General features: G+C 66.8%; 1 protein-coding gene. It reads left to right on the top strand.

The features are described 5' to 3' along the window. The coding region (locus ACFPZI_RS34470) for an IS630 family transposase (protein WP_381371104.1) at positions 1–1,008 on the top strand (1,008 nt) is incomplete at both ends.

Raw genomic sequence — 1,008 nt, 5'->3', positions numbered from 1 at the left:
CGTGGTCCGAAGCTGGAACCGTTGCTGTTGGCGGATGACGAGCGTGCCGTGCTGGAACGCTGGACGAGGCGGGCGACCTCCGCTCAGGCTCTGGCGTTACGGGCGCGCATCGTGTTGGCCTGCGCGGGCCCTGACATCCCGCCCATCGTCCAGGTGGCCCGGGACTTGCGGAGCTCCGCGGACACGGTCCGCAAGTGGCGGCGGCGGTTCCTGGCCGAGCGGCTGAACGGCCTGGCCGACGAGCCCCGGCCGGGCCGGCCGCCCACCATCAGCGTGGATCAGGTGGAAGCGGTCGTGATCGCCACGCTGGAGAAGATCCCGAAGAACGCCACCCACTGGTCGCGCAAGTCGATGGCGGAACACAGCGGCCTGTCGAAGTCCACCGTCGGCCGGATCTGGCGGAAATTCCAGCTCAAGCCGCACCTGACGGACACCTTCAAGCTGTCCACGGACCCGTGGTTCGTGGAGAAGGTCTACGACGTCGTCGGGCTGTACTTCAACCCGCCCGAGGGCGCGGTGGTCCTCTCGGTGGACGAGAAGTCCCAAATCCAGGCCCTGGACCGGTCCCAGCCGGTGCTGCCGATGATGCCGGGCATGCCCGAGCGGCGCACCCACGACTACGTCCGCAACGGCCTGACCACGCTGTTTGCTGCATTCGACGTTGCCACCGGCGAGGTCATCAGCTCCCTGCACCGCCGGCACCGGGCAGCGGAGTTCAAGAAGTTCCTGATCAAGATCGACAAGGAGGTACCCGCGCATCTGCAGGTCCACCTCATCTGTGACAACTACGGCACCCACAAGACGCCCGCGATCAGGACGTGGCTGTCCAAGCACCCCCGCTTTCATATGCACTTCACCCCGACCGGCTCCTCGTGGATCAACCAGGTCGAGCGGTGGTTCGGCTTTCTGGCCGACCAGAAGATCCGCCGCGGCGCGCACAAGAACGTCCAGAGCCTCGAAGCCGACATCCGCGCCTGGGTCAAGGACTGGAACGCAGACCCCAGGCCG

The sequence above is a fragment of the Streptomyces chlorus genome, from assembly GCF_042655885.1.
GTDB lineage: Bacteria > Actinomycetota > Actinomycetes > Streptomycetales > Streptomycetaceae > Streptomyces > Streptomyces chlorus.
The sequence above is the reverse complement of the archived record's forward strand: the minus strand, read 5'-3'. Positions and strand labels throughout refer to the sequence as shown.